This window comes from Streptomyces sp. NPDC000404 (assembly GCF_040300365.1).
Taxonomy (GTDB): Bacteria; Actinomycetota; Actinomycetes; order Streptomycetales; family Streptomycetaceae; genus Streptomyces; species Streptomyces ramulosus.
The window spans coordinates 416505-440344 of sequence record NZ_JBEPDN010000002.1 but is presented as its reverse complement, the minus strand read 5'-3'; the positions used below and the strand labels follow the sequence as shown (position 1 = coordinate 440344).

19 protein-coding genes are annotated in these 23840 nt (G+C 73.6%); 9 read left to right on the top strand and 10 right to left on the bottom strand.

Features of this window, described 5'->3' with window-relative positions:
- The first annotated feature begins 24 nt into the window (after positions 1 to 24).
- From ABT345_RS05055 to ABT345_RS05045, 3 genes are all read left to right on the top strand, one after another.
- Complete coding sequence (locus ABT345_RS05055; RefSeq protein WP_345082087.1) at positions 25 to 1185, top strand: aromatic ring-hydroxylating oxygenase subunit alpha; 1161 nt, start codon at positions 25 to 27, stop codon at positions 1183 to 1185.
- Positions 1186 to 1327: 142 nt separating this feature from the next.
- A complete protein-coding gene (locus tag ABT345_RS05050) occupies positions 1328 to 3859 on the top strand; it encodes an ATP-dependent Clp protease ATP-binding subunit (RefSeq protein WP_345082084.1) in 2532 nt (843 codons plus the stop codon).
- Positions 3860 to 4107: 248 nt separating this feature from the next.
- A complete protein-coding gene (locus ABT345_RS05045; RefSeq protein WP_345082081.1) occupies positions 4108 to 5871 on the top strand; it encodes an FUSC family protein in 1764 nt (587 codons plus the stop codon).
- A 7-nt stretch (positions 5872 to 5878) separates the two neighbouring features.
- Here the strand turns inward: ABT345_RS05045 and ABT345_RS05040 are convergent, their stop codons facing one another.
- Positions 5879 to 8188 (bottom strand): FdhF/YdeP family oxidoreductase, encoded by a 2310-nt coding sequence (locus ABT345_RS05040; RefSeq protein WP_386458285.1) that lies wholly within the window; start codon positions 8186 to 8188, stop codon positions 5879 to 5881.
- 341 nt (positions 8189 to 8529) lie between these two features.
- Between ABT345_RS05040 and ABT345_RS05035 the strand changes: the two genes are divergently transcribed.
- Both ABT345_RS05035 and ABT345_RS05030 read left to right on the top strand, forming a co-directional pair.
- Entirely contained in the window at positions 8530 to 9513 is a 984-nt protein-coding gene (locus ABT345_RS05035) for a Dyp-type peroxidase (RefSeq protein WP_345082075.1), read from the top strand.
- 5 nt (positions 9514 to 9518) lie between these two features.
- Positions 9519 to 10373: a family 1 encapsulin nanocompartment shell protein gene (locus ABT345_RS05030; protein WP_345082072.1), complete on the top strand. Its 855-nt coding sequence runs from the start codon at positions 9519 to 9521 to the stop codon at positions 10371 to 10373.
- Positions 10374 to 10524: 151 nt separating this feature from the next.
- On the opposite strand, the gene ABT345_RS05025 is transcribed toward ABT345_RS05030, so the two are convergent.
- Positions 10525 to 11739 carry a hypothetical protein gene (locus tag ABT345_RS05025; RefSeq protein ID WP_345082069.1) on the bottom strand — a complete coding sequence of 405 codons (1215 nt, stop codon included), beginning with the start codon at positions 11737 to 11739 and terminating at the stop codon, positions 10525 to 10527.
- Positions 11740 to 12042: 303 nt separating this feature from the next.
- Between ABT345_RS05025 and ABT345_RS05020 the strand changes: the two genes are divergently transcribed.
- Entirely contained in the window at positions 12043 to 13320 is a 1278-nt protein-coding gene (locus tag ABT345_RS05020) for an aspartate aminotransferase type Ic (RefSeq protein ID WP_345082066.1), read from the top strand.
- Positions 13321 to 13388: 68 nt separating this feature from the next.
- On the opposite strand, the gene ABT345_RS05015 is transcribed toward ABT345_RS05020, so the two are convergent.
- Positions 13389 to 13898: a mycothiol transferase gene (locus ABT345_RS05015; RefSeq protein WP_345082063.1), complete on the bottom strand. Its 510-nt coding sequence runs from the start codon at positions 13896 to 13898 to the stop codon at positions 13389 to 13391.
- 181 nt (positions 13899 to 14079) lie between these two features.
- On the opposite strand from ABT345_RS05015, the gene ABT345_RS05010 reads away from it, so the two are divergent.
- Both ABT345_RS05010 and ABT345_RS05005 read left to right on the top strand, forming a co-directional pair.
- Complete coding sequence (locus ABT345_RS05010) at positions 14080 to 15147, top strand: right-handed parallel beta-helix repeat-containing protein (protein ID WP_386458291.1); 1068 nt, start codon at positions 14080 to 14082, stop codon at positions 15145 to 15147.
- 34 nt (positions 15148 to 15181) lie between these two features.
- Positions 15182 to 16240 (top strand): methyltransferase, encoded by a 1059-nt coding sequence (locus ABT345_RS05005; RefSeq protein ID WP_386458293.1) that lies wholly within the window; start codon positions 15182 to 15184, stop codon positions 16238 to 16240.
- Positions 16241 to 16322: 82 nt separating this feature from the next.
- Here the strand turns inward: ABT345_RS05005 and ABT345_RS05000 are convergent, their stop codons facing one another.
- The 7 genes from ABT345_RS05000 to ABT345_RS04970 form a co-directional block, all read right to left on the bottom strand.
- The gene (locus tag ABT345_RS05000; RefSeq protein WP_345082060.1) at positions 16323 to 16655 is read right to left on the bottom strand and encodes a TcmI family type II polyketide cyclase; all 333 of its coding nucleotides are present in this window, start codon (positions 16653 to 16655) and stop codon (positions 16323 to 16325) included.
- A 60-nt stretch (positions 16656 to 16715) separates the two neighbouring features.
- On the bottom strand, positions 16716 to 17192 hold the full coding sequence (locus ABT345_RS04995) for an SRPBCC family protein (protein ID WP_030282619.1): 477 nt from the start codon (positions 17190 to 17192) through the stop codon (positions 16716 to 16718).
- A gap of 1 nt (position 17193) precedes the next feature.
- Positions 17194 to 17451, bottom strand: a complete 258-nt coding sequence (locus ABT345_RS04990) for a phosphopantetheine-binding protein (protein ID WP_345082053.1) — start codon at positions 17449 to 17451, stop codon at positions 17194 to 17196.
- A gap of 14 nt (positions 17452 to 17465) precedes the next feature.
- Positions 17466 to 18713 carry a beta-ketoacyl synthase N-terminal-like domain-containing protein gene (locus tag ABT345_RS04985; RefSeq protein WP_345082050.1) on the bottom strand — a complete coding sequence of 416 codons (1248 nt, stop codon included), beginning with the start codon at positions 18711 to 18713 and terminating at the stop codon, positions 17466 to 17468.
- Complete coding sequence (locus ABT345_RS04980) at positions 18710 to 19978, bottom strand: beta-ketoacyl-[acyl-carrier-protein] synthase family protein (RefSeq protein WP_345082047.1); 1269 nt, start codon at positions 19976 to 19978, stop codon at positions 18710 to 18712. Before ABT345_RS04980 ends, ABT345_RS04985 begins: the two co-directional genes overlap by 4 nt.
- Complete coding sequence (locus ABT345_RS04975) at positions 19975 to 20418, bottom strand: cupin domain-containing protein (RefSeq protein WP_345082044.1); 444 nt, start codon at positions 20416 to 20418, stop codon at positions 19975 to 19977. Before ABT345_RS04975 ends, ABT345_RS04980 begins: the two co-directional genes overlap by 4 nt.
- A gap of 77 nt (positions 20419 to 20495) precedes the next feature.
- The gene (locus ABT345_RS04970; protein ID WP_345082041.1) at positions 20496 to 21614 is read right to left on the bottom strand and encodes a SchA/CurD-like domain-containing protein; all 1119 of its coding nucleotides are present in this window, start codon (positions 21612 to 21614) and stop codon (positions 20496 to 20498) included.
- Positions 21615 to 21850: 236 nt separating this feature from the next.
- Between ABT345_RS04970 and ABT345_RS04965 the strand changes: the two genes are divergently transcribed.
- Positions 21851 to 23485, top strand: coding sequence for an FAD-dependent oxidoreductase (locus ABT345_RS04965; RefSeq protein ID WP_345082038.1), 1635 nt, complete (start codon positions 21851 to 21853; stop codon positions 23483 to 23485).
- The last annotated feature ends 355 nt before the right edge of the window (positions 23486 to 23840 follow it).

Here is a 23840-nt window from a genome sequence, read left to right as displayed (position 1 = left end):
GCCGCACCGCCCGAGGAGCCCCGTATGACCACCAGCCCCGTCGCCGGCCCGCGGGCGGGTGCGCCCGCGCCGTCCGGTGAGCTGATCGCCACCCTGCCCGGCGCCGCCTACACCGACCCCGCCGTCTTCCGCCGCGAACAGGAGCGGATCTTCGAACGGCTGTGGTTCTGCGCGGTCCGCGCCGCCGACCTCGCCGGGCCCGGCGCCTTCCGCACCGTCCAGGTCGGCCGGGAGAGCGTGCTGATCACCCGCAACCGGCGCGGCGAGCCCCGCGCCTACCTCAACGTCTGCCGCCACCGCGGCGCCCGCCTCTGCACCGAGGAGAGCGGCACCGTCCGCCGCGCCCTCCAGTGCCCCTATCACGCCTGGACCTACGACCTCGACGGCCGCCTCACCGCGGCCCCCAACCTCCGGCAGATGCCCGGCATCGACCGCACCGAACGCGGACTCATCGCCGTCCACCTGCGGGAATGGCTCGGCTACCTCTGGGTCTGCCTCGCCGGCGCACCGCCGTCCTTCGAGGAGAGCGTGATCGGCGCGGCCACCGAACGCCTCGGCGACCCCGCCGTCCTCGACCGCTACGGCGCCGACACCCTCGCCCTCGGCCGCCGGATCACCTACGACGTGCGCGCCAACTGGAAGCTCATCGTCGAGAACTTCATGGAGTGCTACCACTGCGCCACCATCCACCCCGAACTCACCGACGTCCTCCCGGAGTTCGCCGACGGGCTCGCCGCCCAGTACTTCGTCGGCCACGGCGCGGCCTTCGCCGAGGAGGCCGAGGGGTTCACCGTCGACGGCACCGGCGGCTTCGGGCGGCTGCCCGGCATCGACGACAGCCAGGACCGCCGCTACTACGCGCTGACCCTGCGCCCCCAGGTCTTCGTCAACCTCGTCCCGGACCACGTCATCGTCCACCGGATGTTCCCGGTCGCCGCCGACCGCACCACCGTCGAGTGCGACTGGCTCTACCGGCCCGAGGTGCTGGCGGGCGGCGCCGACGTCACCCCGTCGGTGGAGCTGTTCCACCGCGTCAACACCCAGGACTTCGACGCCTGCGCCCGCACCCAGCCCGCCATGGGCTCCCGCGCCTACCGCGACGGCGGCGTCCTGGTGCCCAGCGAGCACCACATCGGTGCCTTCCACCGCTGGGTCACCGACGCCCTCGCGGACGACCCCTGCTGACCTGCGGTGCGAGGCGGTGCGCCGGCCGGTGCGGGCCGGTGTTCCGGGCTCCGGGGGCGCTCCGCTGCGGGGCCTTCCTCCGTTTGCGGAGCGCCCGGGGCCGCGCTTGAGTGAGAACGACCCCCACGCACCAGGAGCAGTCATGTCGATGCCGTTCGGTTCCGCTTTCGGCGCGTCCGACCCGTTCAGCGAGCTGTTGAACCGGTTCTTCGGGATGTCCCCGGCGTCGTCGCCGCCCGCCGTCCAACGGGTCCCCATCGGACGGCTGCTGACCGAATCGTCCCAGGAACTGATCAACCTGGCCGCCGGACGGGCCGCCGAGGACGGCACCTCCGACCTCGACACCGAACATCTGCTGTGGGCCGCAACCCAGGTCGAACCGGCCCGCGGCCTGCTCGCCCGCGCCGGCGTCGACCCCGACGGCCTCGGCGGCCGCATCGCCACCGTCCTGCCCCGCGAATCCGGCGAACCCTCCGCCGAACCGGGCCTGACCCCCGCCGCCAAACGCACCCTCGCCGCCGCCTACGACCGCTCCCAGGCCGCCGGCGTCTCCTACATCGGCCCCGAACACATCCTCGGCGCCCTCCTCGACACCTCCGGCGCCGGCGCCGAATCCGGCGCCGCCAGGCTGCTGCGCGCCGAGGACCTCGACGTCGACAAGGTGCGGCGGCAGGCCGACGAGGCGGCCCGCGCGGAGGGCACGCCCGCCGCCGCCAAACCCCCGGCCACCACCCTCGACGAGTACGGCCGCGATCTCACCGAGGAGGCGAGGGCGGGCAAGCTCGACCCCGTCGTGGGCCGGGCCGACGAGATCGAGCAGACCGTGGAGATCCTCTCCCGGCGCGCCAAGAACAACCCGGTCCTCATCGGCGAGCCCGGCGTCGGCAAGACCGCCATCGTCGAGGGGCTCGCCCAGCGCATCGTGGCCGGTGAGGTCCCCGCGACGCTCAAGGACAAACGGGTCGTCGCCCTCGACCTGTCCGGCATGGTCGCCGGGGCGCAGTACCGGGGCCAGTTCGAGGAGCGGCTGAAGAAGGTCATCGAGGACGTCCAGCAGGCCGAGGGCGAGATCATCCTCTTCATCGACGAACTCCACACCGTCGTCGGCGCGGGCGCCACCGGCGAGGGCGCCATGGACGCCGGCAACATGCTCAAGCCCGCGCTGGCCCGCGGCGAACTCCACGTCGTCGGCGCCACCACCATCGACGAGTACCGCAAGCACATCGAGAAGGACGCAGCCCTGGAGCGCCGCTTCCAGCCGGTGATGATCCCCGAGCCGACCGTCGAGGAGACCGTGCAGATCCTGGAGGGGCTGCGCGACTCCTACGAGGCGCACCACCAGGTCCGCTTCGCCGACGGTGCGCTGACCGCCGCCGCCGAACTCTCCGACCGCTACGTCAGCGACCGCTTCCTGCCCGACAAGGCCATCGACCTGATGGACCAGGCGGGCGCCCGGGTGCGGCTGCGCAGCGCCGGGCGCTCCACCGAGGTCGTCAGCCGCGAGGACCGCCTCGCCAAGCTGGGCCGCGAGAAGGACCAGGCGGTCGCCGCGGAGGACTTCGACAAGGCGGCCGAACTCAAGCGGCAGATCGCCGAGGCGGAGGGCGAACTCGCCGGGATCGAGGAGCGCCGCGAGGGCGTCGTCTCCGTCACCGCCGCCGACATCGCCGACGTCGTCTCCCGCCGCACCGGCATCCCCGTCGCCCAGCTCACCGCGGGCGAGAAGGAGAAGCTGCTCAAGCTGGAGGACGCGATGCACGAGCGGATCGTCGGCCAGAGCGAGGCCGTCACCGCCGTCTCCGAGGCCGTCCGCCGCAACCGCTCCGGCATGGGCGACCCCCACCGGCCGGTCGGCTCCTTCCTCTTCCTCGGCCCCACCGGCGTCGGCAAGACCGAACTCGCCAAGACCCTCGCCGAACTCCTCTTCGGCGACGAGGACCGCATGATCCGGTTCGACATGAGCGAGTTCCAGGAGAAGCACACCGTCGCCCGGCTCGTCGGGGCGCCGCCCGGCTACGTCGGCTACGAGGAGGCCGGTCAGCTCACCGACCGGGTGCGCCGCCGCCCGTACTGCGTGCTCCTCTTCGACGAGGTGGAGAAGGCCCACCCGGACATCTTCAACACCCTGCTGCAGATCCTCGACGACGGCCGCCTCACGGACGCTCAGGGCCGCACCGTCAGCTTCCGCCACTGCGTCGTCATCATGACGTCCAACATCGGCGCCCAGCGGATCATCGCGCACGAGGGCGATGTCTCCGAGCTGAAGGACGAGCTGATGGCGGACCTGCGGGCGCGCTTCCTGCCGGAGTTCCTCAACCGCATCGACGACATCATCCTCTTCCACAGCCTCACCGAGGACGATCTGACGCGGATCGTCGAGCACCTCCTCGACCGCAGCCGGCGCCGCGTCCACGCCCAGGACATGACGCTGGAGGTCACCGAGGCGGCGAAGAAACTGCTGGTCGCCCACGGCTATCAGCCGGAGTTCGGCGCCCGCCCGCTGCGCCGCACCATCCAGACCGAACTGGACAACCGCATCGCCTCCCTCCTCCTCGCGGACGAGGCCGGCCCCGGCGACACGATCGTCGCCGACGTGGGCGATGACGACTCGCTGCACTGCACCGTCCGCAAGGGCGCCGGGGGCGCCGGGGGCGCGGAGGACGCGGCGGCGTAACGCGCGGGTCCTCGCGGGGCCGTGTCCGCCCCGGGCGGCGGCACGGCCCCGCGATGTCGCCGCCCGGGAGGACGTCGCAGGTCAGCGAGGTGCACAGGTCACCTGTGACATGTCACGGAATTTCACCGAAGGCGAACGGAAGACGGAATTCCGCCACCGCCGGCCGGGTTGTGGAAGAGCCCCCGTTCGCCACCGGAAACCGGAGAGATGCGCACACCGCCCCGCCCGCACGATCCCCGTACGCCCTCATGAACCCGGCCGGTGACGACGGCCGCACCGCCCCCGCGCGCGGCCCGCGGCAGGCGGTGGCCGGGGTGGTGCGGGTGCTCTCGCCGCGCGGGTCGCTGACCCTCCACCCGGTGGACGGGGCCTTCACCTTCGCGCTGCGCGCCGCGCTCGCCATGGCGCTCCCGGCGCTGGCGCTCGCCGCGGCCGGCCGCACCGAACTGGCCGTCTACGCCATGCTCGGCGCCTTCACCACCACCTTCGGCCGCAATCTGCCCTACCGGCGGCGCGCCCGCGCCCTGGCGCTGGTCGCGCTCGCCATGACGGCGTGCGTGGGCACCGGCTCGGCGCTCGCCGCCTGGGCGCTGCCCCGGGCGGGCGGCGCCGCCGTGGTGGTCGCCGCGATGGCGCTGGTCGCGGGCGCCGCGAAGTACGCCTGCGACGCCGCACGGCTGGGCGGGCTCGGCGCGGTGCTGCTGCTCTTCGCGTTCGCCGCGGCGGCCAACGGCACGTCCACCCCCGCCGACGTCCTGCCGCACACCGCGCTCGCCGCCGCGGGCGCCGCGCTCGCCTGGGCGCTGGCCATGGCGGGCCGCCTCGTCCACCCCGACCGCCCGCAGCGCCTCGCGGTGGCCACAGCGCTCCGCGCGCTCGCCGAACTCTGGGACGCCCCGGGCGCGGACCACGACGGCCGGCGGCGCCACCGGGCGACCGCCGCCGTGCTCCGCGCCCACCACGCCCTCGGCCTGCTGCCGCACGCGGCGGGCGCGGAGCGCCACCGCGGGGTCTGCGGCCGGCTGACCGATCTGTCCTGGTCGCTGCTGATCGGCTCCGCGACCCGGCCGCCGGACGACCCGGCGGCGCTCGCCCGGCAGCTGCGCCGTCAGGCCCGGGCCCTGGCGGACCGGCGCCGGCGCGTCCCGCCGCTGCTGTTGCCCCCGGAGACCTGGCCGGCCGCCGCCCGGGCCGACCGGGACGCCGGGACACCGGCGCCGCCCGGGGCGGGCCCCGTGCCGCCGCGTCCCGCCGAACTCCGCGCCGCCGAACTCGTCGCGGGCCGCCACCCCGGCGGCCCCGGCCACCGCTCGGTGCTGCTCGTCCCCGCCCTGCGGATGGCGCTGGCCACCGCCGTCGCCGGCGGCGCCGCCCTGGCGCTCGGCCTCGGGCACGGCTACTGGGCCGCGCTGACGGCGGCGGCGGTGCTGCACTCCGTCAACGTCCGCACGGCGACCCAGCGCGCCGTGCAGCGGACCCTGGGCACGGCCGCCGGGCTGGTGATCGTCCTGGCGGTCCTGGCCCTGGCGCCGGGGCCCGGCGTGCTGGTCGCGGTGATCGTGGCGCTGGAGTTCCTGATGGAGTACGTCGTCCCGCGCAACTACGGCCTCGGCGTGGTCTTCCTGACGCCGCTGGCGCTGCTGATGACCGATCTGACCGCACCGCAGTCCGCCGGGACGCTCGTCGCGGACCGGGCGCTCGCCAGCGTCCTCGGCATCGTCGTCGGACTGCTCTGCGGTCTGCTGGTGGTCCACGACCGGGCCGTGGTGCGGGTGGAGCGCGCGCTGGCCGCGTGCACGGCGGCCGCCGCGCGGGCCGAGCGGGCGCTCGACGGCGGCCGGCCGGCGGCGTTCCCGGACGCCCAGGCCCGGCTGGCGGTGGCGGTGGTCGAGCTGCGGGAGGCGGACGACGCCGCGGCGGGCGAGGTGTGGCGGGCCGAGATCGACCCCGCCGAACTCGCCGCCGCGGAGGACCGCGCCCATCTCCTCCTGGAGCGCTTCGCCCGCCGCTGACCGGGCCTCACCCCGCCGGGGCGATGGTGACCTTCAGATGCTTCATCAGCGGCTGATCGCTCTGCACGCTGTAGTCGCAGAGCGCCACCAGCACATTCATCTCCGGCATGTACCCGGCCGCACAGCCGCGGGGGAGGCCGTACGGCACGGCGAGATAGCCGCGCAGCGCCCGGGTGGTGCCGTCCTTCGCGGTGGCGGTGATGTCGACGGGATCGAACTGCGCGATGCCGCGGTCCCGCATGTCGTCGTGGTTCATGAAGACCAGCGTGCGCAGATTGCGGATGCCGCGGTAGCGGTCGTTGTCCGAGTACAGCGTGGTGTTCCACTGGTCGTGGGAGCGGAGGGTGCCCAGCGCCAGCGTGCCGGGCGCCGGGACCACGTCGGGCAGCGGCGCCGTGGAGAACTCCGCCTTCCCCGACGGAGTGCGGAACACCAGCTCCCGGGCGGGCTGCTTGATCCGGAAGCCGAGCGGCAGCCGCACCCGCCGGTTGAAGTCCTCGAAACCGTCCAGGACCTGCGCCATCGTGTCGCGGATCCGGTCGTAGTCCTCGACGTACCACTCCCAGGGCGTGGCGCTGTCCGGCAGCGCCGCGCGGGCCAGCCCGGCGATGACGGCGGGCTCCGACAGCAGGTGCGGCGAGGCGGGCCGCTTCATGCCGACGGAGAGATGGACCATGCTCATCGAGTCCTCGACGGACGTGCTCTGCACCCCGCCGCGCTGCTGGTCCTTCTCGGTCCGGCCCAGACACGGCAGGATCAGCGCCTGCTTCCCGTGGACGAGATGGCTGCGGTTCAGCTTGGTGCTGACCTGCACCGTCAGCGCACAGTTGCGCAGCGCCGCCCAGGTGTACGGGGTGTCGGGCGCCGCCATGGCGAAGTTGCCGCCCATGCCGACGAAGACCTGTACCTCGCCGCGGTGCATCGCCTCGACCGTGCCGACGGTGTCCAGCCCGTGCTCCCGCGGCGGTTCGATGCCGCAGACCTCCGCGAGCCGGTCGAGGAACGCGCCGCCGGGCCGGTGGTCGACGCCGCAGGTGCGGTTGCCCTGCACGTTGCTGTGCCCGCGGACGGGGGAGGGGCCCGCGCCCTCGCGGCCCAGATTGCCGCGGAGCAGCAGCAGGTTGACGATCTCCCGGACGGTGTCGACGCCGTGCTCGTGCTGGCTGATGCCCAGGCACCAGCTGACGATCGAGCGGTCGGCGTCGCCGTAGATCCGCGCCGCCTTGAGGATGTCGGCGCGCGCGATGCCCGACTGCCGCTCGATCTCCTCCCAGGGCGTGGCCTCGCACACCGCCCGGTACGCCGCGAAGCCGGTGGTGTGCCGGTCGATGAACTCCTGGTCGAGCGCCTTGGGGTCGGTGCGCGCCTGCTCCAGGACGGCCTTGGCCATCCCGCGCAGCAGCGCCATGTCGCCGCCGATGCGGACCTGGAGGTTCAGGGTGCCGGTCCGGGTCGCCTTGAGGAGCGCCATGTCGGTGAAGTCGTGCGGCACGATCGTGCGGGTGGCGGCCGCCTCGACCATCGGGTTGATGTGCACGATCTGCGCGCCCCGGTCGTACGCCGCGGCCAGCGCGGTCAGCATCCGGGGCGCGTTGGAGGCGGCGTTGACGCCCATCACGAAGAGCGCGTCGGTGGCCTCCCAGTCCTTGAGGTCGACGGTGCCCTTGCCGGTGCCGAGCGACGCGGTCAGGGCGCGCCCGCTCGCCTCGTGGCACATGTTGGAACAGTCCGGCAGGTTGTTGGTGCCCAGCTCCCGGGCCATCAGCTGGTAGAGGAACGTCGCCTCGTTGCCGAGCCGCCCGGAGGTGTAGTACGCCGCCCGGTCCGGGCTGTCGAGCTCCCGCACCACCCGGCCGAACAGCGCGAACGCGTCCTTCCAGCTGATCGGTACGTAGTGGTCGGTGTCCGGGTCGTAGACCATCGGCTCGGTCAGCCGGCCCTGGTCCTCCAGCGCGAAGTCGCTCCAGGAGGACAGTTCGGTCACCGTGTGCGCGGCGAAGAACTCCCGCCCCACGCGCTTGCGGGTCATCTCCCAGGTGACGTGCTTGATGCCGTTCTCGCAGATGTCCAGGTGCAGGCCCTTGGTGTCGTCCGGCCAGGCGCATCCGGGGCAGTCGAAGCCGCGGTTCTCGTGGTTCATCCGCAAGATCGCCCGCGGCCCGTCCACCCACTGCTTCTCCCGGGCCAGGACCCGGCCCACGCTCTTCGCGGCGCCCCAGCCGGCGGCGGGGTGGTGGTAGGGCCGGGCGGACGGCTCGCCCTCGGGGACGGGCCCCACCCGGTGCGTCGGCTGTTCCCGTTCCTCGGAGGTGCTCACCGCGTCCACCCTTTCCGTCATCCGGGCACGGCCCGCAGCGGGCCTTTCCGGCCAGGCTAGGCGGGGCGCGAGGGGCGGGCGAGGCGGACGGGGCGTGGTACGAGGCGCGGCCGTCGCGCGGCCCGGCACGGCCCCGCCGCCCGGCACGGGCACGGTCCGACGCGTGCCCGCCGCACGGGGCCCGGCCGTCCGCCGCCCGGCCGCGGCGCGTCGCCCGACTGCACGCCGTACCGGGCACGGATACGCTGACCCCGTTCCATGAATTTTGCCTGCTTTGGAGGGATTGGTCCGTCGGAGGGTTCGCCGCCCCCGACGCCTCCCCGTACCCCGCCGGGAGCCCCATGGTCACCACGCAGTCCGTCGTCATGCCGCCCGCCCGCGCCGCCGTGTTCCTCGTGGCGACCATCGCCCCCGGCGGCGAGAGCGCCGTCCGGGACGGGCTGGGGGACCTGGCGGGGCTGGTCCGCTCGGTCGGCTTCCGGGCCCCCGAGGCCGAGCTGACCTGCGTCGCCGGGATCGGCTCGGCCGGCTGGGACCGCCTCTTCGACGGCCCGCGCCCCCGCTACCTGCACCCCTTCCGACCGCTGCACGGCCCCCGCCACCACGCCCCGGCCACCCCCGGCGACCTCCTCTTCCACCTCCGGGCCGCCCGCCCGGACCTCTGCTTCGAACTGGCCCGGCTGCTCACCGACCGGCTCGGCGCCGCCGTCACCGTCGTCGACGAGGTCCACGGCTTCCGCTACTTCGACGCCCGCGACCTCCTCGGCTTCGTCGACGGCAGCGAGAACCCCACCGGCCGCGCCGCCGCCGACGCCGTCCACACCGGCGACGAGGACCCGCCGTTCCGCGGCGGCAGCTATGTGATCGTGCAGAAGTACCTCCACGACATGGCCGCCTGGCAGGCGCTCACCGTCGAGGAGCAGGAGCGCGTCATCGGCCGCACCAAGACGGCCAACGTCGAACTGGACGACGACGTCAAGCCGCCCGACTCGCACGTCGCGCTCAACACCGTCACCGACGCCGACGGCACCGAACGGAAGATCGTCCGGGAGAACATGCCGTTCGGCCGGGTCGGGCAGGGCGAGTTCGGCACCTACTTCATCGGCTACGCCCGCACCCCCGAGGTCACCGAGCGGATGCTCGACAACATGTTCCTCGGCGACCCGCCGGGCACCACCGACCGCATCCTCGACTTCTCCCGCGCCGTCACCGGCGGCCTGTTCTTCGTGCCCGGCGCCGACTTCCTCGACGACCCGCCCGCCCCGCCGACCGGCGCCGCCGACCCGGGCGGCTCCCTGCGCATCGGCAGCCTGAAAGGAGCCTGAGCGCCATGACCGACACCACCGCCGCCCCCGCCGTGCCGGCGCCGTGCGGCACCGGCAACCTGCACCGCGAACTCGCCCCGATCACCCCGCAGGCGTGGGCGGAGATCGAGGAGGAGGCCCGCCGCACCTTCCGCCGCCATGTCGCCGGGCGCCGCGTCGTCGACGTCCCCGACCCGGGCGGACCGCGGCTCGCCGCCGTCGGCACCGGCCACACCACCGGCATCGAACCGCCCGCCCCCGGCGTCACCGCCCGGCTGCGCGAGGCCAGACCCCTGGTCGAGCTGCGCAGCTCCTTCACCGTCACCCGGGCCGCCGTCGACGACGTCGAACGCGGCTCACAGGACTCCGACTGGCAGCCGGTGAAGGACGCCGCCCGCGCCCTGGCACTCGCCGAGGACCACGCCGTCTTCGACGGCTACCCGGCCGCCGGCGTGGACGGACTGCGCGCCCGCAGCTCCAACCCCGTCCTGCGGCTGCCCGCCGAGGCCCGCGACTACCCCGACGCGGTCAGCGGCGCCCTCACCGCGCTGCGGCTGGCCGGCGTCGGCGGCCCGTACGCGCTGCTGCTCGGCGCCGACGCGTACACGGCGGTCAGCGAGACCTCCGACCACGGCTACCCGATCGCCGCCCACCTCGCCCGGATCCTGGACGGCAAACCGATCTGGGCGCCCGCCGTCAACGGCGCGTTCGTGCTCTCCACCCGCGGCGGCGATTTCGCCCTCCGCCTCGGCCGGGACGTCGCCATCGGCTACACCGCCCATGACGCACACGGCATCGAGCTGTATCTGGAGGAGACGCTGACCTTCCTCACCTATACCGATGAGGCGGTCGTCGTCCTGGAGGCACCGGACGCGCCCTAGTCCCGCAACGGACACCGTCCCTCCGGCCGCACCGGACCTACGCGACGGCGAACCGGGTCCGGCACGTTCATGTGCCGGACCCGGGTGCGTCAGCCATTCATGGCTGCCCGGACCGGCACCCGGTCGCTGTGCCGGCCGGTGTTGATCCTTCTCAGCTCTGGTGACTGTGCCAGTGTTTTCCGGGCGGGCAATGGCCGGGGTGGTGCTTGTCGCCGTGCTTGTCGCAGGGGTGCCACGTTCTCGACGGCTTCGGCTTCGGCTTCCACGTCTTCGACGGGGTTGGCTTCGGCGGTGTGGGGGTCGGCGTGGGCGTCGGCGGCACGGTGGGGGTGGGCGTCGGTGTGGGGGTCGGCGTCACCGTTGGGGTGGGCGTTGGGGTGGGTGTCGGGGTCGGTGTGGGCGTGGGCGTCGGTGTGGGCGTCGGTGTCGGTGTCGGGGTCGGTGTGGGTGTCGGTGTCGGGCAGGGTTCCCAGGCGAAGGTGACCTGGCCGTCGCCCTGGCGGGCGCCGGTGGTGAAGGTGGCGCCGGCGGGGCCGGTGCTGGAGCCTCCGCCGCCGCCCGCGCCGCTGTTGTAGGCGGTGGGGGACGCCGCGCCACCGCCACCGCCGGTGGCTCCGCCGCCTCCGCCGCCGCCCGCGCCGCCGTGCGGGTCGAGGATGCTGTTGCCGCCGGCGCCACCGACGGGCCCGACCGCCGAGGCGCCGTCCTCACCGTTGGGATCCGTGTGGGGGACGTTGACGCCGCCCTGGCCTCCCTCGCCGCCCGGACGGCCCGGCTTGCCCTCGTCGTCGCCGGGCAGCCCCTGCCCCGGTTCGCCCGATTCCCCGCCGTCGCCGCCGTTGAGGGCGCTGGAGAAGAAGGACGCGCCGCCACCGCCGCCGCCACCGGCCACGACCAGCGGCGTGGCCCCGGCGCTGACGACGGTCCGGCCGCCACCGCCACCCGCGGCGATACCGGAGATCTGACCGCCCGCCACGTAGGCGCCGCCCCGGCCGCCGCCCCCGTAGCCGCCCTGGGCGCGGTTCGGGTCGGCATAGTCCTCGCCGGAGTGGCCCGCGCCGCCCACGTCCACGGTGAGGACCTCGCCGGGCGACACGTCGAGCGTCGCCGACACCTCCGCGCCACGGCCGCCCGGCACTCCGTACTGGCCGACGCCGCCCTCCGCTCCGAACGCCTCGACATTCAGGCCGCAGACGTCGTCGGGGACGGTGAACTGCTCAGGCGCCCCGGTGAACCCGAACAACTGCGTCCCGGCCTGACGCGCGACCACGGACGGGTGCGCCGAGGCCGACGGAGAGGGGAGCAGTGCCAACGAGGTCGCCCCGGCGGCGAGCATCGCGCCGATGAGATACATGTGACGTTTCATATGAAAAACGTAGGTGCGGCGGTCTTGCCGAATATCGGTCTCCAGGTGACACGCCATGTGTGTCACCTGGAGAGCCCAGCGAGGTGCGTGACCTGACGAAATCCGCGATGTCGCGCCAGGGAGCACCGGGTCCGGGCCCACTGCCGAAGGTGTGCCGTTCGTCCGTGACCGCCACCTGGCACCGCCGCCGCCCGGTGACGGCGGCCCCGGCCGACCGCGCCCGACCGCGCCCGACCGGCGGTTTGTATGCTCGTGGGGGCAAGCCGAGCCATCCCGGCAACATCGCGGTCGAGAGGAAACACCATGACCACCGAGCTGAGCGCCGCCACCCTCAGCGAGCTCCTTGACCAGGCACGGAGTGACTACAAGGACCTCGCCGGACGCGGGCTCGCCCTCGACCTGACCCGCGGTAAGCCGGCACCGGAGCAGCTCGACCTCTCCGAGGACCTGCTCAGCCTGCCCGGCGGACGGCACACCGCCGCGAACGGCACCGACGTCCGCAACTACGGCGGCCTCCAGGGCCTCCCGGAGCTGCGCGAGATCTTCTCCGACGTGCTCCAGGTCCCCGTCCCGCAGCTGCTCGCCGCCGGCAACTCCAGCCTGGAGCTGATGCACGACAGCATCGTGCACGCCCTGCTGAGCGTCCTGCCCGGCGCCGAGTCCCGCTGGGTCGACCAGGAGCGCATCGCCTTCCTCTGCCCGGTCCCCGGCTACGACCGCCACTTCGCGCTCTGCGAGCGCTTCGGCATCGACATGATCCAGGTGCCGATGACCGCCGACGGCCCCGACATGGACACCGTCGAGCGCCTCGTCGCCGAGGACCCGTCCGTCAAGGGCATCTGGTGCGTCCCGAAGTACAGCAACCCCGACGGCGTCGTCTACAGCGACGAGACCGTCCGCCGCCTCGCCGCGATGCCCACCGCCGCCCCGGACTTCCGCATCTTCTGGGACAACGCCTACGCCGCCCACCACCTCACCGACGAGCAGGTCCAGATCGTCGACGTGCTCGCCGCCTGCGAGGAGAGCGGCCACGCCGACCGGGCGTTCGTCTTCGGCTCCACCTCGAAGATCACCGCGGCCGGCGCCGGCGTCGCCTTCTTCGGCTCCTCGCCCGCCAACGTCTCCTGGCTGCTCGCCAACAACGGCAAGCGGTCGATCGGCCCGGACAAGATCAACCAGCTCCGGCACGTGATGTTCCTGCGCGACGCGGACGGCGTGCGCGCCCACATGGAGCGCCAGCGCGCCCTGCTGGCGCCCAAGTTCGCCGCGGTGGCCCGCATCCTCGACGCCGAGCTGGGCGCCACCGGCCTCGCCGAGTGGACCGCGCCCAAGGGCGGCTACTTCGTCACCCTCACCGTGCCCGACGGCTGCGCCAAGGAGGTCGTGCGCCGCGCCGCCGAGGCCGGCATCGTGCTGACCCCGGCCGGCGCCACCCACCCCTACGGCGACGACCCGCGCGACGCCGTCATCCGCATCGCCCCCAGCTACCCCGGCCTCGCCGAGCTGGAGGCCGCCATCGAGGGCCTCGCCGTCTGCGTGCGCCTGGTGGGCTACGAGCAGCGCGCCGCCGCGCAGAGCTGACGCCGCCGGACGTGACACGGGCCGGGCCCGCCGCGGGAGAGACCGCGGCGGGCCCGGCCCGTTCCGTCTCAGCCGCCCAGCAGCCCCCGCGCATACGCCGCCTGCCCCACGTGCTGCAGATTGTCGGAGATCACGCTGATCAGCCGGGTGGCGAGGGTGACCGGCGGGTCCCAGGACCGGTCGATCACCTCGTTCAGATCCTTGACCTGGAGGTCCTCGACGAAGCGGAGGGTCACCTTGTACACCGCGTCGTGGTAGCCGAGCAGCTGGAGCGCCGTCAGATCGTGGACCTTCGCCACCTCCCGCCGGGAGTGGCCGTAGCCGGTGTCCGACGCGGGCAGCGCCAGCCCGAAGCGGTGCGCCCAGCCCAGCGCCGTCCACACCTGTTCGAGGCCGGCCGCCTCGGCGATGTGGTCGTCCTGCACCCGGGTGAGGTGCCACACCAGCCAGCCGATCGGATTGCCGCCGCCCTGGGGCGACGCGGCAAGTTCCTGTGGCCCCAGCCCGTCGACCACCTCCTCGACGGTCTCCCGGATCCGGCCGAAGGCATCGATGAGCAGGTCCGTTCCGGCGCTCATACGCGGCTCCTGGGGGACGGGCGGACCGGGCAGGGCGCCCCGCGGGGGCGGCCCGTTCCATGATGCGCGGGCCCCGCCCGGGCCACCACCGGGGGGAACGCCACCACCCGGTCGCGCACGCAGCGTGCCCCTCGGGTTACCACATGTGGCGGGGCCCGGCGCGCGCCCATAGCTTCGCCTCATGGTGAAACGACAACTGACAGCAACCGGCTGCCTGGTCACGATGCTGGTCACCGCGGTGGCCGCCGCCCCGCCCGGCCAGGCCGACGACGGGTACACCGTCCACCCGGGTGAGTCGATCCAGAAGGCCGTGGACGCCGCGCAGCCCGGCGACACCGTCCGCCTCGCCCCCGGCACGTACCGCGAGAGCGTCCGCATCGACAAGCCGGGCCTGACGCTGCGCGGCGCGGGGGAGCGCACCGTGCTGCGGCCCCCCGCCGGCCGGGCCGCGACCCGCGCCGCGGGCGACTGCGGCAAGGACGGCAACGGCATCTGCGTGCTGGGCGGCCCCGGCCACCGCGTCGCCGATGTCGCGCTGCGCTCGCTGACCGTCGAGGGCTTCCGCAAGAGCGGCGTCTGGGCCTCGGGCACCGACCGGCTCAGCGTCCGCGACGTCACCGCCCGCGACATGGGGCAGTGGGGCATCGCCCAGCAGGAGTCCGTCCGGGCCACGGTGCGCGGCAACACCGTCACCGGCAACGGCGACGCCGGGATCTTCGTCGCCAACACCGTGGACGAGGAGGGCGGCGCCCTCGACACCCAGGGCACCGACATCCGCGGCAACACCGTCACCGGCAACCGCATCGGCATCACCGCCCGCCGCGTCCGCCACCTCGACATCGCCCGCAACGACATCACCGGCAACTGCAGCGGCGTCTTCGTCGTCGGCGACGAATCCCGCCCCCGCGGCGGCGACCTGAGCGTCCGCGGCAACAACGTCTCCGAGAACACCAGGAAGTGCCCCGCCACCAAGCGCCTGCCCGCCCTCCAGGGCGTCGGCATCGTGCTCACCGGCGCCGAGGGCACCGAGGTCACCGGCAACCTCGTGCGCGACAACGCCGGCGATTCCCCGATGGCCGGCGGCATCGTCCTCTTCCGCAGCTTCGTCGGCGCCCGCAACGAACGCAACGAGGTCACCGGCAACATCCTGCTCGGCAACAAGCCCGACCTCGCCAACCGCGACACCGCCACCAGCAACCACTTCACCCGCAACACGTGCCGTATCTCGCAGCCCGCCGGGCTGTGCTGACCCGCACGCCCGTCACCAGGAGAGACGAGACTCCATGACCACCGTCAGCGACCGACCCCAGCCCCCCGCGGAGCAGCCGCCCGCGCCCCCGGCGGCGATGCAGCTCCGGGAGATCATCTTCGGCGCGGCGCCCGCCGCCGCCGTCCGCGCCGCCGCCCGCCTCGGCGTCGCCGACGCGCTGGGGGACACCCCCGCCACCGCCGAGGAACTCGCCGCCGCCGTCCGCACCGAACCCCGGCCCCTCGCCCGCCTGCTGCGCGCCCTGACCTGCTACGGCATCTTCACCGAGCCGGACGAGAACACCTTCGCCCACACCGACATGTCCCGCCTGCTGCGCGACGACACCCCGCACAGCCTCCGCCACATCTCCCTGTGGTGCACCGAACCCTGGACCTGGCAGGCCTGGCCGCTGCTCGACCAGGCCGTCCGCTCCGGCCGCGACGTCTTCGACACCCTCTACGGCAAGGACTTCTTCACCTACCTCCACCAGGACGCCCGCGACTCCGCGCAGATCTTCGACCGGGCCATGACCACCTCCAGCCGGCAGTCCGCCCAGGACGTCGCGGCCCTCCTCGACCTGTCCGGCGCCGCCACCGTCGCCGACATCGGCGGCGGCCAGGGCCACGTCCTGGCCGCCCTCCTGGAGAAGCACCCGCACCTGGAAGGCACCCTCGTCGACCTCCCCGCGGTCGTCGCCGGCGCCGACCCGCGGCTGCGCGACGGCGGTCCGCTCGCCGACCGCGCCACCGTCGTCCCCGGCGACTGCCGCACCGCCATCCCGGTCCGCGCCGACGCCTACCTCATCAAGAACATCCTGGAGTGGGACGACGAGTCCACCCGCCGCACCCTGCGGAACGTCATGGACGCCGCCGAGCCCGGCGCCCGGGTCGTCGTCATCGAGAACCTCGTCGACGACAGCCCGTCGATGAAGTTCACCACCGCCATGGACCTGCTGCTGCTCCTCAACGTCGGCGGCGCCAAGCACACCAAGGACAGCCTGGTCCGCCGGGTCACCGAGGCCGGGCTCGTGCTCCACGACATCCTGGAGGTCAACCCGTATCTGCACGCCTTCGAGTGCACCGTCCCGCACTGACGCGGCCGCGCCGCCGCCACCGCAACGGGCCGCCCGCCGGGAGAACTTCCCCGGCGGGCGGCCCGTTTGCGGCGGCGTCCGGTCAGTCCAGACCCGCGCGCTCCCACCGGTAGAACTGATGGGCCATCGCGTCCTTCGGCCCGCGCCAGGTCTCGGGGTCGTACGGGCTGACGAACGACGACAGCCGGTCGCTGATGGCGCGGAACTCCGGGTGCGAGGTCACCTTGGCGATCTCCGGCCCGGGCGGCTGCTCCGACTCGATGAGGTGCAGATACACGTCGCCGAACTGGAACAGCGTCCGCCGGGTGACGCCGACCAGATGCGGCAGCTCCGTCCGGTCGGACGCGGCGAACACGTCCGCGATCTTCGGCGCCGACTCCGGGGACATCCGGGCGACGATCAGTGCGTGGTGCATCGGTCAGGTACCTTTCCCGCCGCCCCGGGGGCGGCGTGGCGAACGGGGGGCGGTGGCCCGTCAGTTGGCGGGGACGGCGCCGCGCAGCTCCCGGGCGCGCTGCTCGATCTTGTCGCGGATCAGCTCCAGCTGGATGCGGGAGTTGCGGTTGATGTGGTCGGTCATGCCCTGGTCGTCGACGGGCGCCTGCGGCTTCATCGCGAAGTCCTGCGTCCAGTGCATGGTCGTGCCGGTCTTGTTCGGCGCGTACGTCCAGTGGATGTCCATGTGCTCGAACGGACCGGTCTCGACGCGGCGCGCCCGCACGCTCAGGGCCTCGCGGTCGGCGGTCCGTTCCGAGACCCAGCTCCAGACCTTGCCGTTGTCGTCCGGATGCATCGTCAGCCGGAACGTGGTGCTGTTGCCCTCCCGCGAGAGGATCTCGACCGACGCGTACTCGCTGAAGAGCTGCGGCCAGTTCTCCAGGTCGTTGGTCATCTCCCAGACCAAGTCGAGCGGGGCGGCGATGGTGATGGCGTTCTCCGTGTGGCCGGGCATGTCAGGCTCCTGTCGGGGATGCGGTGTTGACGAGGTCGAGGAAGTCGCGGGGAGAACGGCAGCGCTCGGCGTCCTCCGGCATGGGGTGGTCGTAGCGGTTCTCCAGCTCGCCCACGATGCCGAGCAGGCCGAGCGAGTCGAGACCCAGCTCGGCGAAGAGGACATCGGGCCGGGCGGCCAGCTCCTGCGGGTCGACGGTGACCCCCGCGGCCGACTTCATCAGCGCGGCGAGTTCGTCGAAGGTCAGTCGGTCGGTCATGGCAGTTCTCCTTCTCATGAGGGGGAGCCGTCGGCCCGCCGCAGCACCAGCGCCGCGTTGGAACCCATCAGCCCCCGGCTCAGGACGAGCGCGGTGCGCAGTTCGGCGGGGCGCGCCCAGCCGGTCACCACGTCCAGGTCGTGGCAGACGTCCACGACGTTCGGCGTCGGCGGCACCACCTGGTGCTCCAGGGCCAGCACCGCCGCCGCCGTGTCCAGGACCGGGGCGCCGCAGTACGCCCGCCCCGTCCCGGTCTTGGGCGCGGTCACCGGCACCCGCGCCGCGTGCCCGCCGAGCGCGTCGGCGAGCGCCAGCGCCTCGGCACGGTCGGCCGCCGGAACGCCCAGCGCGTCGGCGAAGACCACATCGATCTCCTCCGGCGCGCAGCCGGCCTCCGCCAGCGCGACCTCGACGGCCCGCGCCAGCCCGGCCCGGGAATCCGCCCACCGGGACGCACCGGTGAACGTCGCCCCGTGCCCCGCCACCACCGCACGCACCGCGGCGCCCCGCTCCCGCGCCGTCCGCTCCTCCTCGACGACGAGCATCGCGCCGCCCTCGGCAGGCACGAACCCGCAGGCCCGGGAGGTGAACGGTCGGTAGGCACGCTCCGGGTCGGGCACCAGGCTGAGGTCCTCGTACCCGAGCTGGCAGACGATCGAGTACGGCGCGAGCGGTGCCTCCGCGGCGCCCACGACCACGGCGTCGGTGCCGCGCGCGAGGGTGCGGGCGGCGTGCGCCAGCGCGTCCAGACCGCCGGCCTCGTCGCTCGCCACCACCCCGCACGGCCCCTTGAAGCCGCCGCGGATGGACACCTGACCGGTGCTCGCCGCGTAGAACCACGCGATCGACTGGTACGGGCCCACATGGCGCGGGCTCTTGCCCCACAGCTGCTGGAGCTCCCGCTGGCCGAACTCGCCGCCGCCGGAGCCGGCGGCCGTCACCACGCCCACCGCGAACGGCGAGCGCGCGTCGTCGGGCACCAGCCCGGCGTCCTCCAGGGCGAGGTCCGCCGCCGCCATCGCGAAGTGCGTGAAGCGGTCCGTCTGGACCAGGAACCGCTCCTCCACCAGACCGCCGGGATCGAAGTCCCGGACCTCGCCGGCCACCTTCAGCGGCAGCTGCCCGCAGCCCTCGCGGGTGACGCGGTCCAGGACGCTGATGCCCTCCCGGGTCGCCTTCCAGAACGGTTCGGTGCCGGTGCCGTTGGGGGCCACCACACCGATGCCGGTGACGGCGCAGCGGCGTCGCTCACCTGCGCTCATGACGCTCTCCCTCCCGGGTCGGTCAGGACCACGGCGGACTGGAAGCCGCCGAATCCGCTGCCGACCGACAGCACGGACCGCAGCCGGGCCTCCCGGGCCGTGCGCGGGACGTAGTCCAGGTCGCACTCCGGGTCCGGCGTCTCGTAGTTGGCGGTGGGCGGCACCACCTGATGGGTCAGCGCCAGCACCGACGCGACGATCTCGATCGCGCCGATCGCGCCCAGCGAATGGCCCACCATCGACTTGATGGAACTCATCGGCACCTTGCGGGCGTGCGCCCCCAGGGACCGTTTGACCGCGGCGGTCTCGTGCCGGTCGTTCTGCTTGGTGCCCGACCCGTGCGCGTTGACGTAGTCGACGGCCGACCGGTCGAGCCGGGCGTGGTCGAGGGCGTGGTTGATCGCCTCGGCCATCTCCAGGCCCTCCTGGGTCAGCCCCGTCATGTGGTACGCGTTCCCGAAGGTCGCGTAGCCGCCGATGACGCAGTGCACGGTGGCGCCGCGGGCCCGGGCGTGCTCCAGCTCCTCCAGGACGAGGACGGCGCCGCCCTCACCCATCACGAAGCCGTCGCGGTGCGCGTCGAACGGCCGGGAGGCGTGCTCCGGGTCGTCGTTGTTGGCCGAGGTCGCCTTGATCGCGTCGAAGCACGCCACCGTGATCGGGGAGATGGGGGAGTCCGACGCGCCCGAGACGACGACGTCGGCCCGGCCCTCCTCGATCGCCTGGAACGCGTACCCGATCGCGTCGAGCCCGGAGGTGCAGCCCGTCGACACGGTCTGCACCGGCCCGTGGGCGCCCACCTCCTCGGCCACCGCGGACGCCAGCGAACTGGGCGCGAACGCCCGCTCCAGGTACCGCCCGGACGGCCGGTGGTCGACGTCCCAGCGGGCGCCGGACGCGCTGACCGCCACGTAGTCGTGCTCCAGCCGGGTGGTGCCGCCGACCGCGGTGCCCAGCGACACCCCGACCTGCCACGGGTCCTGCGCCGCCATGTCCAGACCGGCGTCGCGCAGCGCCTCGGCGGCCGCGACCAGCGCGAACTGGACGTACCGGTCCGAGCGGGCGATCTGCTCGCCGCTCAGGCCGTGCGCCACCGGGTCGAAGTCGCACTCGGCGGCGATCCGGGAACGGAACCCGGTCGCGTCGAAGAGCGAGATGGCCCGGGTCGCCGTGCGCCCGGCGGACAGCAGGTCCCAGAAGGCGGGGACGCCCACGCCGCCCGGCGCCACGATCCCCATGCCGGTGACCGCGACACGGCGACTCATGAAACCGCCTCCGTTCGTTCGGGTGGGCCCGCCTGCGCGGCTGCCCCGGACACCTCCGTGACCTCGGTGTCGACGTGGCCCAGCTCCGGACGCGGCGCCAGCGGGCCCAGATGGAAGACCATCCGCGCCTGCACGTTCCCGACGTTGCGGAAGCGGTGCCGCATCCCGAGGGGGATCAGCAGCGCCTGGTCCGGCACCAGCGAGAACGTCTCGTCGTCCAGATCGACCTCCAGGGCGCCGTCCACGACGTAGACGAACTCCTCGGAGTAGGGGTGGTAGTGCTCGCCGATGCGCTCGCCCGGCTCGACGAGGGCCATGCCCATGAAGCCGCTGGTGGCGCCGACCGCGCTGGGCGTCAGCATCGCGCGCAGGTCACCTCCGCGCCGGCGGTTGGGCTGCGTCTCGCCGAGGTCCACGATGCGTGGGCGGTGGGTGCTCATGGCTGTCTTCCTCCAGATGGTGCGGGATGGGTGGTGCGCCGCCGCGCCGCGTGGCGGCGGGCGGCGGGCCGGTGCGGTCAGGGCCGCGGGGACCGGCGGTCGGTGATGAGCCGCATGTCGCAGCGGGCGAGGAACCGGGCCAGATCGCGGTCGTCGGACAGCTCACCGGCCTGCCCGGTGTCCAGCAGCCGCCGCAGCACCTCGGTCTTGCGGGCGCCGCGCACCCCGAGCACCGCCGCCGGATCGCTCTCCGGGGCGGCGGTCAGGTCGACGAGGCGGACGACGACGTCGTCGCGCTGGAAGACGGTGCTGGCCGCGACGGGGCTCGCCGGATCGCCGGCCGCCGCCTCGTCCTGCTGCGCCAGCAGCCGCGCCAGCGCCATCCCGCAGCCCTCCCGGGCCGGGTAGAACAGCGCATGGCGGGAGACGTCGGCGGGTGTCGCCGCGCCTGCCGCCACATGGTGCACGGCGGGCAGCGCGGCGCGGGTGAAGAACATCCGCGCCGAGTTCGGGTCCGACAGATCCCGGTCCTGCTCCAGATAGGGGTTGATCGCCTCCTCGACCTGCCGGATCTCCGGCTGCCGGGCGATGTAGCGCAGCGCGGCGACCAGGTCGCCCTGCACCTCGACGGCCCGCACCACACGGTTGCCGTGCAGGAAGAGAGTGGTGCGCAGCAGTCGGGTGGTGTCGTCGACGCGCGCCTCGGGCGAGGTGTAGCCCGCGAGGATCTCCGCGACCTTCGGCTCGCTGCCCGGCTTGACGGTGAACGTCAGCGCGTGGCGGACGATGCCGTCGCCGACGCGGGGGGAGGCGGGGAAGTTGCCCTTCACGGGCTCGGGCGCGGAGTCCGCACCGTGGGCGGTCTCCCGCATCACGCTGAACCGCAGCGAACGGGTGTCACGGACACAGCCGTGCAGCGGCTGCACCATCTCGACGTGCTCCTCGCTGTTGACCCAGGCGAGGAACGGCGGAGCGCTCTCCCATTCACTGGTGATCAGCCACTGCGAGGGGTTCTCGATGGACTGGCACAGCTGGTCGGAGAGGTGACCGGGGACGGAGGCGACCTGGTTGCAGAGGTGTTCGTACGCTTCGAGGAAACGCTGCTGGGCACCGTCGTGAAGGTCCAGGAGGAGAACGACCCGCAGGCGCGAGCCGTCGAAGGCGGACTGAGATATTCGTTCCGACAGCATGGTCATCGGCTTCGCAACTCCTTGCGGCAGATCGTGTGACGGGCCATCAGGCCCTGGTGCACCGGGGCGTCGTGCCCAGCGGTCGCCGACGGCCCCGCGCCTGGGGTGGCCGTCTCGTCGATCGTGGACGGGTCCTCCGGGGCGCGCGAGATCTGTGACCCATGCGGGTGAAGCATGATCGAATCGCCTGTCATCAGGGGAAATCCAGCCCGTACGCGCCGCCGGAGGAGCTGGAGCACGCAATGAAAACAACGGAAACCGTCAGGGTTCCGGTACTCGTCGTCGGCGGATCCCTGGTGGGTCTGTCGGCCTCGTTGTTCCTGGGACGTCTGGGCGTCGAACACCTTCTGGTGGAGCGGCACTCGGACACCTCGCGCCATCCACGCGGACGCGGCAACAACGTCCGCACCATGGAGCTGTACCGCACCGCGGGGGTCGAGGACCGCATCCGCGAGGCGGCCTCCGTCCTCGCCGACAACCACGGCATCCTTCAGGCACCCTCCCTGACGGGTGAGGAGCAGCAGTGGCTGTTCCGGGAGATGGACCCGGGCGGCCAACTGGGCCGCTTCAGCCCCGCCGGCTGGTGCCTGTGCAGCCAGAACGACCTGGAGCCGGTCCTGGTGCGCGCCGCCCGTGAACTCGGCGGCGATCTGCGCTTCTCCCACGAGATGCTCTCCTTCGACCAGGACCCCGACGGAGTGACGGCCCTGGTCAAGAGCAGCGAGACCGGTGAGCACCTGACCGTGCGCGCCGACTACGTCATCGCCGCCGACGGCCCCCGCAGCCCCGCCCGCGACCGCCTCGGCATCGCCATGACCGGGCCCGGCGCCCTCTTCCACAACGTCAGCATCACCTTCCGCGCCCCGGGCCTGGCCGAGGTCGTCGGCGACCGCCACTTCATCGCCTGCTACCTCACCGACCCGGACGCCGACGGCGCCCTGCTGCCCGTCGACAACCACACCCACTGGGTCTTCCACGCCCCCTGGCACCCCGAGAGCGGCGAAACCCTGGAGGACTTCACCGACGCCCGCTGCGCCGATCACATCCGCCGCGCCACCGGCGCGCTCGACCTGGACGTCGAGATCACCGGAAAGGCCCCCTGGCACGCCGCCGAACGGGTCGCCGAACGCTACGGCTCCGGCCGCGTCTTCCTCGCCGGGGACTCCGCCCACGAGATGTCACCCACCGGCGCCTTCGGCTCCAACACCGGCATCCAGGACGCCCACAACCTCGCCTGGAAACTCGCCGCCGTCCTCGACGGCTCGGCCGGCCCCGGCCTGCTGGCGAGCTACGAGGCGGAGCGCCGCCCGGTCGCCCAGGCGACCAGCGCCCGCGCCTCGGCCCGCTCCGCCGAACACAGCCACCCCGGCTACGACCCGGCGCCCGCGGCCACCGGCGCACGCCAGAAGGGCGTCCTGACCGTCGCCCTGGGCTACGCCTATCCCCGAGGCGCCGTGGTGGGCGCCGCCGAGGACCTGCCCGTCGTCCCCGACCGGATGCAGCTCACCGGCGCCCCCGGCACCCGCGCCCCGCACCTGTGGCTGCGCTCCGGCGCCACCCGCCGCTCCACCCTCGACCTCTACGAGCGCTCCTTCGTGCTGCTCACCGGCTCCGCGGGCACCGCCTGGCGGATCGCCGCCGCCGCGGTCGCGGCCGCCTGGTCGCTCCCCCTGGACTGCTACGCCGTCGGCGACGCCCCCGGGGACGACTTCGCCCCCGAGGGCGGCGCCGACTGGGCCGAGGCCCACGGCACGACCCCCGACGGCGCCGTCCTCGTACGCCCGGACGGCTTCGTGGCATGGCGAGCGCCCGGCGCCGTCGACGATCCGGAGGCGGCCCTGCGCGACGTCCTGGGCCGGCTCCTGCACCGCACCTGACGGCGTCCGCCCGCGCCCGCACCCGGCGGCGCCCGCCACGGCCCACCCGGCCGAGGCGGGCGCCGCCGCGTACGGAAGCCGCGGAAAAGCCTTCAACATGGCTTTGCGAAAACGAATCTGACGTCACATCAGTTATATGGTTCGTGGGGGTCCGGTGCGGGGCGGGGCGGTGTCGGAGGCCCGGTGCGGGGCCCGATCCGCCGGGGGTGAGCGGGGATTACCCCGGTGCGGTGACGTGCGGCGGCGTCCGGCGCCGTCCAATGGGTGAGGAACGGGCCCCGGGCCACTCGTTGAGCCCACGGTGTCGCTCGAATGCGGACCTCTCCGGTGGTGCGCCCCCGGATTTCGGATGACG

Bases quoted from the DNA above. Each gene is read 5' to 3' on its own strand.
- ABT345_RS04995 (WP_030282619.1), bottom strand. From the start codon at position 17,192: ATGCCCGGCCACACGGAGAACGCCATCACCATCGCCGCCCCGCTCGAC.
- ABT345_RS05025 (WP_345082069.1), bottom strand. From the start codon at position 11,739: ATGAAACGTCACATGTATCTCATCGGCGCGATGCTCGCCGCCGGGGCG.
- ABT345_RS04970 (WP_345082041.1), bottom strand. From the start codon at position 21,614: ATGACCATGCTGTCGGAACGAATATCTCAGTCCGCCTTCGACGGCTCG.
- ABT345_RS04985 (WP_345082050.1), bottom strand. From the start codon at position 18,713: ATGAGCGCAGGTGAGCGACGCCGCTGCGCCGTCACCGGCATCGGTGTG.
- ABT345_RS04975 (WP_345082044.1), bottom strand. From the start codon at position 20,418: ATGAGCACCCACCGCCCACGCATCGTGGACCTCGGCGAGACGCAGCCC.
- ABT345_RS05000 (WP_345082060.1), bottom strand. From the start codon at position 16,655: ATGCACCACGCACTGATCGTCGCCCGGATGTCCCCGGAGTCGGCGCCG.
- ABT345_RS05045 (WP_345082081.1), top strand. From the start codon at position 4,108: ATGAACCCGGCCGGTGACGACGGCCGCACCGCCCCCGCGCGCGGCCCG.
- ABT345_RS05030 (WP_345082072.1), top strand. From the start codon at position 9,519: ATGACCGACACCACCGCCGCCCCCGCCGTGCCGGCGCCGTGCGGCACC.
- ABT345_RS05055 (WP_345082087.1), top strand. From the start codon at position 25: ATGACCACCAGCCCCGTCGCCGGCCCGCGGGCGGGTGCGCCCGCGCCG.
- ABT345_RS05010 (WP_386458291.1), top strand. From the start codon at position 14,080: ATGGTGAAACGACAACTGACAGCAACCGGCTGCCTGGTCACGATGCTG.
- ABT345_RS04965 (WP_345082038.1), top strand. From the start codon at position 21,851: ATGAAAACAACGGAAACCGTCAGGGTTCCGGTACTCGTCGTCGGCGGA.
- ABT345_RS05050 (WP_345082084.1), top strand. From the start codon at position 1,328: ATGTCGATGCCGTTCGGTTCCGCTTTCGGCGCGTCCGACCCGTTCAGC.
- ABT345_RS05020 (WP_345082066.1), top strand. From the start codon at position 12,043: ATGACCACCGAGCTGAGCGCCGCCACCCTCAGCGAGCTCCTTGACCAG.
- ABT345_RS04990 (WP_345082053.1), bottom strand. From the start codon at position 17,451: ATGACCGACCGACTGACCTTCGACGAACTCGCCGCGCTGATGAAGTCG.
- ABT345_RS04980 (WP_345082047.1), bottom strand. From the start codon at position 19,978: ATGAGTCGCCGTGTCGCGGTCACCGGCATGGGGATCGTGGCGCCGGGC.
- ABT345_RS05035 (WP_345082075.1), top strand. From the start codon at position 8,530: ATGGTCACCACGCAGTCCGTCGTCATGCCGCCCGCCCGCGCCGCCGTG.
- ABT345_RS05005 (WP_386458293.1), top strand. From the start codon at position 15,182: ATGACCACCGTCAGCGACCGACCCCAGCCCCCCGCGGAGCAGCCGCCC.
- ABT345_RS05015 (WP_345082063.1), bottom strand. From the start codon at position 13,898: ATGAGCGCCGGAACGGACCTGCTCATCGATGCCTTCGGCCGGATCCGG.